The sequence below is a fragment of the Mycoplasma crocodyli MP145 genome (assembly GCF_000025845.1).
Lineage (GTDB): Bacteria > Bacillota_I > Bacilli_A > Mycoplasmatales > Metamycoplasmataceae > Mycoplasmopsis > Mycoplasmopsis crocodyli.
Map to the genome: position 1 here is coordinate 193,654 of NC_014014.1, position 16,043 is coordinate 209,696.

At 26.9% G+C, this 16,043-nt stretch carries 18 protein-coding genes; 16 read left to right on the top strand and 2 right to left on the bottom strand.

Annotation, left to right across the window (positions count from 1 at the left end):
* The first annotated feature begins 4 nt into the window (after positions 1-4).
* From MCRO_RS01000 to MCRO_RS01010, 3 genes are all read left to right on the top strand, one after another.
* Positions 5-454 (top strand): PTS sugar transporter subunit IIA, encoded by a 450-nt coding sequence (locus tag MCRO_RS01000; protein ID WP_013054517.1) that lies wholly within the window; start codon positions 5-7, stop codon positions 452-454.
* Between the two features lies 1 nt (position 455).
* Positions 456-731: a PTS sugar transporter subunit IIB gene (locus MCRO_RS01005; RefSeq protein ID WP_013054807.1), complete on the top strand. Its 276-nt coding sequence runs from the start codon at positions 456-458 to the stop codon at positions 729-731.
* A 160-nt stretch (positions 732-891) separates the two neighbouring features.
* Positions 892-2,442 (top strand): PTS sugar transporter subunit IIC, encoded by a 1,551-nt coding sequence (locus MCRO_RS01010; protein WP_013054684.1) that lies wholly within the window; start codon positions 892-894, stop codon positions 2,440-2,442.
* 23 nt (positions 2,443-2,465) lie between these two features.
* Here the strand turns inward: MCRO_RS01010 and thiI are convergent, their stop codons facing one another.
* Entirely contained in the window at positions 2,466-3,617 is a 1,152-nt protein-coding gene (thiI, locus tag MCRO_RS01015) for a tRNA uracil 4-sulfurtransferase ThiI (RefSeq protein ID WP_013054217.1), read from the bottom strand.
* Positions 3,610-5,190, bottom strand: a complete 1,581-nt coding sequence (locus tag MCRO_RS01020; RefSeq protein WP_041594010.1) for a hypothetical protein — start codon at positions 5,188-5,190, stop codon at positions 3,610-3,612. Before MCRO_RS01020 ends, thiI begins: the two co-directional genes overlap by 8 nt.
* A gap of 68 nt (positions 5,191-5,258) precedes the next feature.
* Here MCRO_RS01020 and whiA point away from each other — a divergent pair, with 68 nt between their 5' ends.
* The 13 genes from whiA (at position 5,259) to MCRO_RS01085 (ending at position 15,958) form a co-directional block, all read left to right on the top strand.
* Positions 5,259-6,107 carry a DNA-binding protein WhiA gene (gene whiA, locus MCRO_RS01025; protein ID WP_013054419.1) on the top strand — a complete coding sequence of 283 codons (849 nt, stop codon included), beginning with the start codon at positions 5,259-5,261 and terminating at the stop codon, positions 6,105-6,107.
* Between the two features lie 28 nt (positions 6,108-6,135).
* On the top strand, positions 6,136-6,474 hold the full coding sequence (locus MCRO_RS01030; protein ID WP_148207916.1) for a hypothetical protein: 339 nt from the start codon (positions 6,136-6,138) through the stop codon (positions 6,472-6,474).
* A gap of 330 nt (positions 6,475-6,804) precedes the next feature.
* Positions 6,805-7,398: a translation initiation factor IF-3 gene (infC, locus tag MCRO_RS01035; RefSeq protein WP_013054563.1), complete on the top strand. Its 594-nt coding sequence runs from the start codon at positions 6,805-6,807 to the stop codon at positions 7,396-7,398.
* The gene (gene rpmI / locus MCRO_RS01040; RefSeq protein ID WP_013054780.1) at positions 7,398-7,586 is read left to right on the top strand and encodes a 50S ribosomal protein L35; all 189 of its coding nucleotides are present in this window, start codon (positions 7,398-7,400) and stop codon (positions 7,584-7,586) included. The genes infC and rpmI overlap by 1 nt, the downstream gene beginning before the upstream one ends.
* A 66-nt stretch (positions 7,587-7,652) precedes the next feature.
* Positions 7,653-8,006, top strand: a complete 354-nt coding sequence (gene rplT / locus MCRO_RS01045; RefSeq protein WP_013054690.1) for a 50S ribosomal protein L20 — start codon at positions 7,653-7,655, stop codon at positions 8,004-8,006.
* Between the two features lie 70 nt (positions 8,007-8,076).
* A complete protein-coding gene (mnmA, locus tag MCRO_RS01050; RefSeq protein ID WP_013054196.1) occupies positions 8,077-9,195 on the top strand; it encodes a tRNA 2-thiouridine(34) synthase MnmA in 1,119 nt (372 codons plus the stop codon).
* 11 nt (positions 9,196-9,206) lie between these two features.
* On the top strand, positions 9,207-11,837 hold the full coding sequence (gene alaS, locus MCRO_RS01055) for an alanine--tRNA ligase (protein ID WP_013054442.1): 2,631 nt from the start codon (positions 9,207-9,209) through the stop codon (positions 11,835-11,837).
* Positions 11,830-12,249 carry a Holliday junction resolvase RuvX gene (ruvX, locus tag MCRO_RS01060; protein WP_013054471.1) on the top strand — a complete coding sequence of 140 codons (420 nt, stop codon included), beginning with the start codon at positions 11,830-11,832 and terminating at the stop codon, positions 12,247-12,249. Before alaS ends, ruvX begins: the two co-directional genes overlap by 8 nt.
* A 3-nt stretch (positions 12,250-12,252) precedes the next feature.
* Positions 12,253-12,906, top strand: coding sequence for a BC85_0335 family putative methyltransferase (locus MCRO_RS01065; protein WP_013054229.1), 654 nt, complete (start codon positions 12,253-12,255; stop codon positions 12,904-12,906).
* Between the two features lie 131 nt (positions 12,907-13,037).
* The gene (greA, locus tag MCRO_RS01070; protein ID WP_013054284.1) at positions 13,038-13,520 is read left to right on the top strand and encodes a transcription elongation factor GreA; all 483 of its coding nucleotides are present in this window, start codon (positions 13,038-13,040) and stop codon (positions 13,518-13,520) included.
* 17 nt (positions 13,521-13,537) lie between these two features.
* Complete coding sequence (hpt, locus tag MCRO_RS01075; protein ID WP_013054726.1) at positions 13,538-14,083, top strand: hypoxanthine phosphoribosyltransferase; 546 nt, start codon at positions 13,538-13,540, stop codon at positions 14,081-14,083.
* Entirely contained in the window at positions 14,064-15,002 is a 939-nt protein-coding gene (locus tag MCRO_RS01080; RefSeq protein WP_013054499.1) for an ABC transporter ATP-binding protein, read from the top strand. Before hpt ends, MCRO_RS01080 begins: the two co-directional genes overlap by 20 nt.
* Positions 15,002-15,958 (top strand): ABC transporter permease, encoded by a 957-nt coding sequence (locus tag MCRO_RS01085; RefSeq protein WP_013054573.1) that lies wholly within the window; start codon positions 15,002-15,004, stop codon positions 15,956-15,958. The genes MCRO_RS01080 and MCRO_RS01085 overlap by 1 nt, the downstream gene beginning before the upstream one ends.
* The last annotated feature ends 85 nt before the right edge of the window (positions 15,959-16,043 follow it).

Sequence of the window (16,043 nt, forward strand, 5' to 3'; positions counted from 1 at the left end):
TTAGATGTCAAAGTTATTTAAAGAAGAGATGATGGAGTATAATACAACCATCAAAGATTGAAAAAAAGCTGTTAATCGTGGTGTTGAAATTTTAGCACAAAATGGCTATGCTACAATGGAATTAGAAAAAGCAATTCTTGATTCAACAGAAAAATTTGGTGCATATTATGTGCTAGAAAAGGGTATTGCATTGATACATGCGGCACCAGGAAACTATATTCTGAAAAATGGAACAAGTACAATAATTCTTGATGAAAATATTGTCTTTAACAATCAAGAAGAAAAACAAGCAAAAATTCTTGTTACACTTGCAGCAACAGATTCAAATTCACATTTAGGAATTCTTCAAGAATTCTCTCATTACTTCATGAATGAAGATTTTAAAAAAGAAGCTTTAAATGTTAAGAATTTGAATGAATTTAAAATATTGCTAAATAAATATAAAGGAGAATAAAATGGTAATTAAAACAGTATGTGGTTCAGGTCTAGGTTCATCCTTATTGGTTGAAATGAACGTTAAAATGGTGCTAGATAGTTTAGGTGTAGAGTATGATGAAGTAGAACATACAAATATATCTAATTTTAATGCTAATGGAGTTGATTACGTAGTGGTTGGAGTTGATGTAGCGCCTACCATTGAATTTCCAGAAGAAAGAAAAATAGTGTTATTAAATATTCTTTCAAAAAAAGAATTAGAAGAAAAACTTAAAGCAGTTCTTAAAATAAAATAATTTTAAAACTTAATAGGATAATTAATTTTTGGTTTGGATTAATTGAATGGTGAAAGCTACTTATTAAGTTATACAAACCTATTAATATAGGTTATTTATTAATTTAATTTTAAAATTTCTTTATATAAAACTATTAATAAATAACTGTTATGGAGGAAAAATGGAATTTTTAAATTGAACCCTAGGTTTCTTTAAAGACTTTGTTGCTATTCCTGCATTCTTAGTTGGTATTTTTACTTTGATAGGAGCCTTAATTTTACGTAAAAAAGGTTCCCAAGTTATAATTTCTATGTTCAAAGTAATTATTGGGTTCTTGATTTTAGGTGGAGGAGCTGGTGTTCTAGTTGGATCACTTTCAGCTTTCCAACCAGTATTTCAAGCTACCTATAACCTAAGTGGGGTTATACCAAATAATGATGCTTTTGCTGGTGCTTTAACTAAGATATCAGCTATAGCAACACTTGGTTCATTAATTATGGTTCTAGGTATGCTATTAAATCTTGTTCTTGCATTTGTTTCGAGATTTAAATATGTATATTTATCAGGACACGTATTGTTTTATGCATCACTTATGATTGCAACAGTGTTTATTACATTAGGATTTAATCCTGATAATGCTGGAGACTTTGCAATAATGCTAATTGGTGGAGCAACATTACTTGGATCTTATATGGTTATTTCACCTGCAGTTCAACAAAGACATATGAACATGATTGTCGGTTCTAATGAAATAGGACTTGGACATACAGGTGGATTTGGATATGCAATCAGTGGATACATTGGTGAAGGTATCGGAAAATTAATGAAAGGTAAAGTAATTTCAACAGAAGCTATTAAGTTTCCTAAAGGGCTTTACTTCTTTAGAAACACACTTGTTTCTCTTTCTATAACTGTTCTTGTATTTTACATATTTGCATTTTTACCTGGTGGAATTTTATATGAACTAGGCAAATTTGATGCAGTTAATCAAGCTAGTGCTATTAGTGTATTAAGTCAAAGAAACTGGATAGTAACTATGCTTGTTCAAGCATTTGTTTTTACAGCAGGAGTTGAAATAATGCTTTCTGGTGTTAGATTATTTATAGGTGAATTAATACCTACATTTAAGGGAATATCAGATAAGTTAATTAAAGACTCAAAAGCAGCGGTTGATTGTCCGGTTGTATTCCCATATGCACCTAATGCAGTGCTTATTGGATTTATTTCAAGTTTCGTAGCCGGAATTATTGGAATGGCTATTACAATAGGATTAAATTATGGTGGTTTATTAAGTGTTATTATATTACCAGGACTTATTCCTCACTTCTTTTTAGGTGCTACTTCAGGAGTGTTTGGAAATGTTAAAGGTGGAATAGTTGGAGCAATTGTAGGTCCTTTTGTTCATGGTATCATTATTACACTTGTTCCTGCTATCTTTATTTGAGGAAAATGAGTTCCAGTTTCAAGTGAAACTCTTAGCACATTAGTTATAGCAACAGACCCATCTATAACTTCAACAATTAATTCACTTAATTGAGGAGATACCGATTATATTATTGGTGCTTTACCAGGTTTATTTGGATTGATTAACAAGTATGTAGGATTTGCAGTTTGTGTTGCTCTTTACATTGGACTTATTATTGATGGAATTGTTTATAAATTTATTAAGAAAAACAAGCCAGAAATCAATAAAGAAGTTAAAGAAGAAGATAAAGTTACTCAACAAGCATAATTTAAAATAAAAAATAAGGGTGATTATTCACTCTTATTTTTTATTGTTAATTTAACTGTTTCAATCAAGTCTTCGAGAAGTTCATTTTCTAATTTTTCAAGCATATCTAATTCGTTTTCTAATTTTAGTACACTTAACTGACTTGGTTTTGTAACAGGTTCTTTTGGAGCAAACAATTCACAAGTTTCATTTGCTTTTTCTATTGAAATATCATATGTTTTAATTTTTTTGGCTATTTGAATAGTTTCATCTTTATCATATGTTAACAAAGGTCTTAAAATTTGCATGTTTATTGCATCTCCGATTGTAGTCATAGATTCAAGCGTTTGAGAAGCGACTTGACCTAAATTGTCACCATTTGATAAAGCTATATAATCGTGTTTTAGAGCAAATTCTTTTGCAATTCTATAAAAACTTCTTCTCATTAAAGTTATTTTAAATGACTGATTTGATGTTAAAGAAAGATAATTCATTAATTTTGAATAGTTAGCAAAATTAAGGTTTGAGGTTATTTGATACTGATTAACCGTAGATGCCAATCTAGTAATTTTATCAACTGTTTTTTCATCAGTTTGTGGTGGTGTAATAAAAGAAAGAAAATCAACTTTTAGACCTCTTTTCATTAATAAAAATGCAGCAACAGGGCTATCAATTCCACCACTCATTAAGTGCAATATTTTGCCACTACTTCCAACAGGAAGACCACCTAAACCTTTAAAATAATTAGCAAATATATATGTGTCTTTACTTCTTACTTCAACATAGAATGTTTGATCGGGATTGTGTACATCTACTTTTAATTGACTATTTTTTAGGATATGTCCACCAAGTAAATTATTAAGTTCATTTGAGGTGAATTCAAAACTTTTATTATTCCTTCTTGCTTGAATTTTGAATGTTTTACTACTTGGTTCAATGAGTTTTAAAACATTACTTTTATAATCGTCTAAGCTATTTGAAACCACTATGACAGGTGAGAATGAAGAAATACCAAAAACATAATTTAATTTTTCCATATTATGCTGTGAATAAGGTAAATACATTCTATCATATTCAACTTCAGGTTTTGTACCAACTATGTGCAAAATGTTATTTACTAAGTGATTTATAAATATCTTTCTGTTTTTCTTTTTGAGAACTAATTCTCCATATCTTATTAAAATTTTATTAAACATTATTTCCTTTATTTTTTATAAAGGTACTTAACTTGTGATAAGCACTTTTATAATCATTTAGATCTTGTAAAAGATTGCACTCATATAATAATTGAGCACGCTCTTGTTCGCTTTCATTCTTCTTTTTTTTGTTTGAATTAGCAATTTTTTCTGCCAGAAAATCATACATTTCTTTATAAGCTGTATTATCTGAAATGATATGAATTAATTCTTTCATTCCATCTTGCAATTCCTTTGTTGATTTATTAAGGAGCAGTCAATTTTCATGTTTTTTATCATTTAAATAAGTTTTTAAAAGCTTGTTATACGTTACAAAAGAATCGTGTACTTCATTTTTCAATAATTCGCTTTTATCATCATTTGGAATAAGTGAAGAAGCACTTATTTCAAAGAATAAATTTTTTAAATATTCAGATTTTTTACTTATATCTTCATCACACTCTTTTTCATTTGATTTTTTTAACGGTAACCCAATAACTCAGTTATAAATATCAAATGATTTAATCAAGAAAATTTCTAAATCTTGATATGTCTTTATTTTTGTTTCAATTTTTTTGTAACTTTCAATATACTCATTAATATTTATTGAATTAGCAATTTTTTTATTTTGATTAATTGTTTCTTCATAACCAGAAATTTGATTATAAAGTTTTTCAAAAATTTCCTTATTTTTAATTAATAGTTCATTAAGCTTGGATGAATTTATATTGTTGTTATGGTAATCATAAATATATCTATAAATAAATAATATTTTTGAAGTAAAGTTACTGTATTCATAAGTTGCAATGTTTGTCTGTAAGTTAATTAACAAGTTTTTTAACTCTTGATAAACTTCATCACCTCTTAAGTTTTCAATTAACTTTGTAAGATGATCATATAAAATTCATTCAAAACTCATTAAACTATCTATAAATTCAATAACTTGTAATAACTCTTCTTTTATAGAATTAATTTGACCATCTATAATTTCAAAAGATGTTTGAGTTTTTCTGCTATTTACTTCAGTTAACTTTTTAGATATATTTCCTATTTTTTTATAAAATTCTGGACCAGTGTTTTTCAATAATTTTTCATGACTTGTTAAATAATTATTTATTTGAATAATACTTTCTAAAATTATTGATCAAGAATCATCAACAAGATTTCATTTTTCATTAAGTTTTTCTGATAACTTCATGAATGTATCGATTCTTTCATAGGCCATTTTAAATGATGAAATTGAGTTTTTATAACTTTTAACAAACTTTCAATTAAACTTTTTTTTAGAATTAGTTTTATAAAAATCTAAATCCTCGGTAATTTTATATAAAATTTTATTAACTTCATTGTATGCAATATTAACATTTCTATAAATATCTTTATACCCAATTTGTTGTTTGCTGAGATTTTCAAATCTAGTGTTTATGTTAAAACATGATTGAGTTTTTAGATTAATAACTTTTCTTTCTTGTTTTAATCTTTCATTAAAATTTTTTATAATTAATTTTCTTATAAAAAAGATTATGAAAAAAACAAGAAGTATAGACAATAAAACTAGAAAAAAAATTAATAGGTATGTAACGAAATTCTGCATAATGTTATTATAATTTATTTAATAGTAAAATAAAATTATTATGTAAGATTTATAAGTTAAGGATTAAAATGCTAAATTCAGAATCATTTGCTCATCAAATAAAAATTGAAGTTATTAATAACATAACAAGTTTGAAACACAAAAAAGCTTTTATTAAAGGGCTCATTTTTTCTAATGGAATTTGAAACGAAAATAACTATGTATTAGTGTTAAAAAGTAATGAAATCTTTAATAAGGTTGTTCAATTTTTAACTGATATTAGAGTTCCTTTTACAATTAAAAAAAATATTAAAACTCATATTTATGTTGATAAAGTCGATATTAATTTAAATAATATAACCGAATATCATGGTTCATTTTTTGCAGGAGTTTTTTGTGGTAGCGGAAACATTTCAACAAAAACTACTACATCATATCATTTAGAATTTTCGAGTCGTTTAAAGGAAAACATTGACTTTCTAGTTTCCGTTTTAAATAAATATGATTTTAATTTTTCAATTTTCAACAGAAAAGAAAAGTGGTTCGCTTATATAAAAAAACTTGACTTAATTTGTGATTTTCTAGGTGCTATTGAAGCAAAAAATGCATACTTTGAACTTCAAGATATAAAGATATCTAGAGATATTGAAAATTCTATAAACAGAGTTCAAAATATTGATATTTCGAACATGACAAGAGTTGCAAAAAGCAATATAAAACATTCGAAAAACATTAACTTTATTTTTGAAAACAATCTTGAAAAATATTTTACAGAAGAACAATTACTTTTTTTTAAATTAAAACTTGATAACTCATATAGCACACTAAATGAATTAAGTGACATGCTATATGAAAGGTATAAAATAAACATGACTAAAAGTGGCCTTAATCATTGATTAATAAAATTAAATACTATTGCTAAAATGTATGGTGTATAGTTGTATAATTAATTAGCAAAATTAAAAAATGATTTATATCCTGAAAGGCAGAATGAATTTAAGAACCGTTTATAAAAATAAGATACTTATATCTTTTATACTTTTAACATTAAGCTTATTATTGCTATTATATCTAGTAATGTTGTGTATTGGTTATCCAATGTTTAAAGGTGCTGGTTTTGGTATATCAGCCGGAGCTTTTATTGTTTATCTTTTATACTTGGCAATTAACATTCTCTTTATATTCACATTTAAGAGTGACAAAGCAACACAAAAATTTACTATTTTGTTAATTGTTGGAGCAATATTGCTTCCGATGTGCATAGTAAACTCAATAATTATTATCTATGGTAAGGAACGATTCTAAATAAACTTAAAATCCCATCCGGGATTTTTAAAATTTAATTGACTAATAAAGTTATGTAAATTTATCATAATTTATGATCTATTTTTTATTAATTTATGTATCTAAAATATTGTAAAAAACATTGCTCATTTTTTTCTTTTATGATAAAATAAATAAGCAATAGATATTTAATTGCAGAAAAGTAGATTCACTTCTCACCTGATGACCATAGTCTTGGGTTTAGCTACAATTAAAATGTATCAATATTTTTTTAATTTACTGGTACTTTTTAAGAGAAGAAGTGGGAAACCACTTTTTAAAAATTTTTAAGGAGTTATTATTCAACCAAAAATGAAGAAACCAAGTGCTGAGCACTATGTTAACAATGCAATACCATTTAAACAAGTATTTTTAATTGGAGCGGATGGCGAAAAAATTGGAGTTAAATACACCAATGATGCCATTGATATAGCAAAAAGTTTAAAAATGGATTTAGTTTTAATACAAGTTGAACCTAAACCAATCGCTAGAATCTTGGACTACGGTAAATTTAAATATGACCGTAAAAAGAAACAAAAAGAAGTTAAAGAAAAACAAGTTGTTATCCAAAACAGAGAAGTTAGACTTACTCCTATGATTGGTGAGAATGATTTGATGACAAAAAGTAGAAAAGCTAGAGAATTTCTGCTAAAAGGTGATCGTATCAAAGTTTCACTCAAATTAAGAGGAAGAGAAATTGGAAGACAAGATTTAGGTATTGCTACTTTAAATAAGTTTTTTGCAACTCTTGAAGATATAGCTGAAATTACCAAAGAAGCTAAATTAGTTAACGAACGTTTCCTCGACATGAATCTCCAACCAAACAAAAATAAAATTCAAAAATACAACAAAGAACTTAAAGATGAAATTGATGAAAATCAAGAGGAATCTAACAAAGGAGAATAATGCCAAAGATGAAAACCAAAAGTGCGTTGAAAAAACGTATTAAAATCACCGGTACTGGTAAAGTTATGAGAGAACAAGCATTTCGTTCTCACTTAGCACAAAATAAAACTACTAAACAAAAACGCCAATCAAGAAAATCTGTTCAAATGTCAAAAAGTGATATTAAAAGATTTAAAGCATTGTTCTAATTTGCTTACTTATTTATTTTGAAACACAAAATTATTAATTATTAATATTGAAAGGAAAAATTAAATATGGCTAGAGTAAAAGGCGGAACAGTTACAAGAGCAAGACGTAAAAAATGATTAAAGCTTGCTAAAGGTTATTTTGGACACAAATCAGTAGGATATAAAGTTGCTAAACAAGCGGTTGTTAAATCATGAACATATGCATTTAGAGATCGTAAACAAGTTAAGAGAAACTTTAGAAAATTATGAATAGCACGTATTAATGCAGCTACAAGAGCACATGATATGTCTTATTCAAGATTTATTAATGGATTAAAGAGAGCAAACATTTTAATTAACAGAAAAATGCTTTCTGAATTAGCAATTAATGAACCAAAAACATTTGCAACATTAATTGAATTAGCACGTGATGCTAAATAAGATAAACGTCTTTGAATGGTAGTTAATCTATTATTTTGAAGACGTTTTTTTAAAATTGAAGGGAGGTTAAATGACTAAAAAGAAAGTAGTAATAGGTATGTCAGGTGGAGTTGATAGCTCTGTTGCAGCATATCTATTAAAAGAGCAAGGTTATGAAGTTATCGGTCTTTTTATGAGAAACTGAGATAGTATTTTAAATAATGATATTTTAGGAAACGAAAAAATAAATCAAGATATTTGTCCACAGGAACAAGATTATCAAGATGCTTTAAGCGTTGCACAAAAACTTAATATTCCTTTACATAGAGTTGATTTTGTAAAGGAATATTGAACTAATGTTTTTAATAATTTTATTGAAGAATATAAAAAAGGAAGAACTCCTAACCCTGACATATTATGTAACAAATATATTAAATTCAATTACTTTGCAAATTATGCTTTTGATAAATTGGGTGCTGATTATATTGCCATGGGACACTATGCTAAAGTAGAAAATGGAAAATTATATCGAGCCAAAGATGAAAATAAAGATCAAACTTATTTTCTAGCTCAAGTTACGGAAGAACAACTTAAAAAAGTTATTATGCCTCTTTACGATCTTCAGAAAAGTCAAATCAGAAAATTAGCAGCTGATCTTAATTTATCAACTGCTAATAAAAAAGATTCAACAGGAATTTGTTTTATTGGTGAACGTAATTTTACTAGTTTTCTTCAAAACTATATTCCAGCCCAAGAAGGCGACATAGTTGATATTACAACAAACAAAAAAGTTGCTAAGCATGTTGGTTGTTTCTATTACACAATTGGACAAAGAAAAGGTTTGAATTTAGGCGGTTTTGTTGAACCATATTATGTGTGTGGTCATAACGTTAAAGAAAATATTTTATATGTTGCTCCAGCAAGTCATCCAGAGTATTTAGATTCAAATGAATTAATTGCATCAAATTTAACGTTAAATCACAAAGAGTTTAACAATGATAACATAACTGTTAAATTCAGATATAGACAAAAAGATATTAAAGCAAATATAGAGATTCTAGATAATAATTTTATTAAAATTTATTATCCTGAAAAATCACAAGCAGTCACACCAGGACAGCAAGTAGTTTTATATGATGGCGAAAAATGCTTGGGCGGTGCAGTAATAGAAGAAGTTTTTTTAGATGGTAAAAAACTTACTTATTTATAACAGAGGTTATTATGGATTCAAAAAAAATTAGACAAGATTGATTAAATTTCTTTGAGAAAAAAAATCACTTAATTGTACCTACAAAAAGTTTGGTACCAGTTAATGATAATTCGTTGCTATGAATAAATTCGGGAGTTGCAACGCTTAAAGACTACTTTTCTGGCAAGAAAATACCACCTTCAAAAAGATTGACCAATTCTCAAAAAGCAATTAGAACAAATGATATTGAAAATGTTGGTATCACAGCAAGACACCACACACTTTTTGAAATGTTAGGAAACTTTTCTATTGGGGATTACTTTAAAAAAGAAGCTATTGAATTTGCTGCTGAATATTTATTAACTATTCTTAAACTAGATAAAAATAGACTATATTTTACATACTTTCATGAAGATTTAGAAACTAAGCAATTATGAATAAATTGTGGTTTCGATCCTGAACATATGATACCGGGTACAAGAGACACTAACTTTTGAGAGGTTGGTTCAGGGCCTTGTGGACCAAACACGGAAATATTTTATGACCGTGGTCAAAAATATGATTCAAGAGGAATTGAACTTCTTAAAAATGATATTGAAAACGACAGATATGTTGAAATATGGAATATTGTTTTTTCGACATACAATTCAGATGGTGAAGGAAATTATACCGAACTAAAACAAAAGAATATAGATACGGGTGCAGGTCTAGAAAGAATAGTTTCAGTTATGCAAGATGCTCCTACTAATTTTGATACTGATTTATTCTTACCTATTATTCATGAAATTGAAAAATACACATCATATAGATATGATATAAATAACTATTTTGTAAAAAATAAAGATCAAGTTGAAATAAATTCATGTTTCCAAATAATAGCTGATCACATAAGAACTGTTTCTAATGCAATTGCAGATGGTGCAAAAATTTCAAATATTGGCCGTGGATACATAATAAGACGTTTAATAAGAAGATGCGTTTATAAATCTATGAAATTAAAGGTCACTGATTCAATTTTCTTGTACAAGTTGGTAAAAGTTGTTAAACAATCTCTACCATTTGAGTATGATGTTGTAAAAGTGGAAAAGGCTATAAAAGCAGAAGAACAGCTGTTTGCTAAAACAATTGAAAAAGGAAAAATACTTCTTGAAAAAAACATCTCAAAAGGTTCAAGTATTTTTTCTGGTAAAACTGCATTTAAACTTTTTGAAACATATGGTTTTCCAATTGAATTAACTATGGAAATTTTAGCTGACCAAAAAGTTAATATTGATATGAATGAATTTGAAAAAGCAAAGCAAGAACATGCAGAAGCATCAAAAACAAAGAAAACTGCAGGTATGGATAAAGTTATAAATTCATTAACGCTACTCAAATCAAAAATAGATATTTTCGTTGGTTATACAGATACTAAAACAACAAGCAAAATTTTAAAATTATTTAATAGTAATAAAGAAATAAAAGAATCTAATGATACTGCTTTTTTAGTATTGGATAAAACTCCTTTTTATGCAACATCTGGTGGTCAAAGACATGATAAAGGTTATATCCTACAAAATAAAAACAAAATAGAAATTATTGATGTTTTCAAAGATAAACACGGAAACCACATTCATGTAATAAAAGGCAAGATTAATAAAAATGACCCGGTAGAATGTTTTGTAGATGAAACAATTAGACTTGGGCTTGAAAGAAATCACTCGGGCACACATTTACTATATTGTGCTTTAAGAAATGTTTTGGGTAATCACATCCAACAATTAGGAAGTGATAATAACGAAGAAAGATTAACTTTTGACTTACCAGCGGATAATAAGCCAAGTGATGAAAAAATTAAAGAAATTGAAAATCTTGTTAATCAATATATAAAGGAAGACGCCACAAGAAATTATCTTCAAATGAGCATAGAAAAAGCTAAAGAAATGAATGCAATTTTAACCCTTGAAGAAGGCGAATATATGGATAAAAACAACGTTAGAATTGTTAAATTTGATAATATTACAGCTGATTTATGTGGTGGAACACACATTTCAAATACAGCAAAATTAGAAAGTTTTAAAATTGTTGAATTCAGCAAAAAAGCAGCTGGAATATTCAGAATTAAAGCTCTAACTTCAAATAAATTAGTTAATGATTATTTAACGAACGAGATTAAAAAAGTAAAGAATGAACTTAATAATAATGTTGAAAAATTAGTTAAATTAGATAATAACTTCAAGGCTAAAAATGTTGAATCGAAAAATTTAAATGTTTATTTAGATAACTTAATTTCATATAATGAAGAAATTAAAAATAAATTAAAAGAAACCTCTAAACAAATGCATAAAATTGATGATTTTGACTATGAAACAGTTAAATATGAAAATTCTAAGAATGCAAGTTTTGCCTTTGTTGAATCTGATAACATAGCAAATATTAAACAAATTTCACTAACACTAAGAGAAAAGAATCCTGAAACAATTAACATAGTGTTTTCAAAAAATAATAATGATTTTACTATTGCTATCGCTTCTAAAAAAATCAATTCTAATTTATTACTTCAAAGCATTTTTAAACACTTTAACGGTAAAGGTGGAGGTAATGAAATTTTCTCAATGGGGAAATGTCAAAGCACATCAAGTGAAGAATTATTAAGTTACATTAAGGAACTTTTAAATGCGTAAGCTCGCTTTAGATTTAGGTAGCAGAACTTGTGGTTTTGCTATAAGTGATGAACTAGAAGTAATTGCAATTGGTCTTGATAATTTTAGATTTTTTGAAGATGACTATGAAGCTGTAAAAAATGAAGTTTTAAGATATATGAAAGAATACAAAATTGATGGAATTATTCTTGGATATCCTAAAAAAAATGATGGCTCTAAAAGTGATAGCACTTATAGAGTAGAAAATTTTAAAGATCTTCTTAGCAAATTTATTGACATTCCTATAATTTATGTAGACGAACAATATAGTACAAAAAATGCAGAAAAAATTCTAATAGCCTTAGGATTAACAAGACAAAAAAGAAAAAATTTTAAAGACAAATTGGCCGCTCAATTAATTTTGGAAGATTACTTAAATTACTATAGGAGGTAATTAATGTCTGGTATAAGATTAGGCTTAACAATTTCAGTTGTAATTGTAGTTGTTATAGCAGTAGTTTCGGTTATAGGATTAAGAATTGCTATTGCAAGATTAAGGAAAAAAGAACTTAAAAAGGACTATCAAAGTATGATAAAAGATCTTGATAATGTAAGAGAAGATGCCGAAACATTACCCTTTGTTTTAAAAGATTTTTATAAATCAAAAACGCAAGATTACGATATCGAATCATTTATTAATACAATTTATAAAAATAATTATAAGGATGTATTGGTTGATTATTATAATGATAATTTTGTTCTTGCTGCTATTCAAGAAAAATGTAAAATCTCATGTTTTTTCGATGTAAATAACTTTGATATTGTTTCTTGAAATAATGCATTTGAAAAATTTCCAACACACATTAATTTCACTCCAAAACAATATAATAATGAAGAACTAGATTTGGCTATTATAAAGTCAAAAGATTTATCTAATAAAGAAATTTTCGATACTTATTTTATAAAAATTAAGGAAAAAGGAATGTTAATAATAGACCAAAAAAATCAATCAAAAATCGACTTAATGACTATTATTAAACACCTTGAAAATAATAATATAAAGCATGAAGTTTCATTTGTCAAATCAAAATTTCTTTACATTGTAAAATAATAACGTGTTGGTTTAAACCAACATTTTATTTTTTAAAAAATCAATTTTAAATAATAACCCACTTTTTCATCTATTCACAAACATATTATTTAAAATATCTTATAATATATAAAAATAAATAAAGGAGATATATGTCAAACCAAAATGCACAAGAAAAAATATTTTTAGCAAAGGAAACATTAGAAAAATATAAAAAAGAATATGATCATTTAGTTAATGTTGAACGTCCAGCGATTCAAGCTGCCTTAAAAGACGCTAGAGCACAAGGTGACCTTTCAGAAAATGCCGAATATGATGCTGCAAGAGATAAACAAGGAGTTATTGAAGGTAGAATAACAGAACTTGAATCAATTCTTGATAAAGCAGTTATTATTGAAACTTCAAAAGATGGAAAGATTGGAATTGGTTCAACTGTAACTTATTTTTCACACCTTGATAAACAACAACACATTGTAACAATTATGGGTTCCCATGATGCTAATCCATTTGAAAATAAAATTTCAAACGAAAGCCCACTTGCAGTAGCGATGTTAGATCGCGAAAAAGGCGAAAAAATCGAAGTTGACGCTCCTTCAAAATACATGATTGATATTTTAGAAATAGTTACCAAGTAATTTTTTAGGGAGTTAATATGACAAAAGATTATAGAGTTAAAAGAATTCTTTACACACGTGAATTTCTAGAAGAAAAAATAAAACTAGCTGCTGAATGAGTTAATGAAACATATAAAAATTCAGAGGAATTAATTATTGTTGCTTTACTAAAGGGGAGCATTCCTTTTCTAGCCCAATTGATTAAAGATGTTAAAGTTGATCACTCGATTGATTTTTTAACTGCAAGTAGTTATGCTGGTGGTCATTCATCAACTGGAAGTGTTAAAATTATTATGGACTTAGCAAATGATATAGAAGGTAAGGATGTTTTAATTGTTGAAGATATTATTGATAGCGGAATCACTTTGAGTAAAATTAAAGAATTATTAACTGCCAAAAAACCTAAGTCATTCAGAATTATCACACTTTTAGATAAACCGATGAACAGAAAAGTTGATCTTCATGCTGACTATAGCGCTATCATTGCACCTAATGAATTTTTGGTTGGATTTGGTCTTGACTATAAAGAAAAAATGAGAAATTTACCTTATGTAGGAGTTTTTGATGAACAATACATTAAATAATAACTTTATTGTTTCAGTTAAAAATGTAAACAAAAGTTTTGGAAAGAATCACGTTCTTAAAGATTTGAGTATAAACCTTAAAGAAGGTCAATTATTTTCTTTTCTTGGTTTAAACGGCGCTGGTAAAAGTACACTTGTTAACATTATTGCCGGACTACTTAAAAAAGATTCTGGAGAAATAGATATTGATGGTTTAAAAGTAGGAAAAGATACAGAAGCGATTAAACAAAAAATAGGAATTTTATTTCAATATCCCGTTATGGATCCTCTTTTAAGTGTAGCTGATAATTTAATGATTAGAGCAAGTTTATATCACCTTAAAAAAGATGATTTAAAAAAAGCTTTTAATAAAATAGTTGCTGATTTTCAACTTGAAAAACTACTTAAAAGACCATACGGAAAATTAAGTGGTGGACAACAAAGAAGAGTAAATATTGCTCGTTCATTAATTCATACTCCTAAAATTTTATTTCTCGATGAGCCTACAACTGGATTGGATCCAGTGAGTAGGAAACTTGTTTGAGATGTTATTGAACAAACAATTAGAGAAAAACATTTAACAGTATTTCTTACAACTCACTACATGGAAGAAGCAAATAATTCTGATTATGTAGTTATTATTGATGAGGGTAAAATAGTTTCTGAAGGTACTCCATCAGAGTTAAAGGTTAAGTATGCTCGTGCTTCCTTAATAGTCTATACACAAGGAAAAAATGAAAAATTAGAAAAACTTTTTGAAAAAGAAAATATTGAATATAAAGTAAATGTTGACAAGTATATTGCTATCTTTAAAAGCATCGAACCGTTACACAAGTTTCTAGTTAAACATGATGACATTATTAAAGAATACGAAGTTCTAAAGGGAACAATGGATGATGTATTTATGAATGCAACAGGAAAGAAAGCGAGCGACTTATAATGAAAGTAAATGTAAAACGAATATATAGTTTAAAAGGTACACTTTATTATCTAACAAAAAGAAATTTTAAAAACTTTTTTAAAGATACTAAAAAACTTTTCTTCACAATTTTAACTCCATTTATTTTCTTAATTTTCTTTGGTTTATTTTTAGGAAAAATTACTGAAAATAATTTTGAAACATCTTTCTCAAATCTTTCTCAAATTCCTACTTTATTTAAAAAACTTGAATGAAAACAAGTTCATACATTTACAATTTCATTTTTACTAATGGGATTACTTAGTGTAACTGCTGTTTCAAATGCTGTTAGTTTATCATCGGTCATGGTTTCAGACCGTCAAAATGATTTATTAAACGACTTCTTTATTTCGCCTGTTAAATCATCCCTTGTAAAATTTAGTTATATATTTTTCAATATTATTGTTAATGTTTTATTGAGTTGATTGGTTATGTTAACGATAGTTTTCTATGTTTTGGTTAGAGGACTACTGTTTAAAGAATTGTTTATAGCATATCTAAAAATATTCTTTTTAACAATTATTAACTGTGCTGTTCATTCTGTAATATTTGTTTTTATCTTCAGTTTTGTTAAAAATAATGGTGTTTATAATGCTCTAGCTTCAATTCTGGGAACATTTATTGGTGTTTTTGTTGGTGCATACTTCCCAATTAATCAATTTCCAAAATGACTACAAGCAATTGTTTCTTTAATTCCGGCTACTCAAATGAATGCAATATTCAGAAATGAAGTTTATCCAGTTCTACTTAAAGAATTCTACTCAAATGATATTATGTCTAAAATACCACAATGATTTGAAGAGTTTATAGATCTTAAAGCTATTTTATTCACAAAAAGAGTTGAATGATATTACAGTTTAACTTACATAGTTTCATTCGGCATAATCTTTGCTACTTTAAGTGCTGCTATTAAGTTAAATCTTCAAAGAAGAAAATAATATTAAATGCAATATTTTTGCATTTTTTAATTATTTTTACCAAGAGATTTATAAATAAAGAAAAATTGTGTTTTATCACAATTTA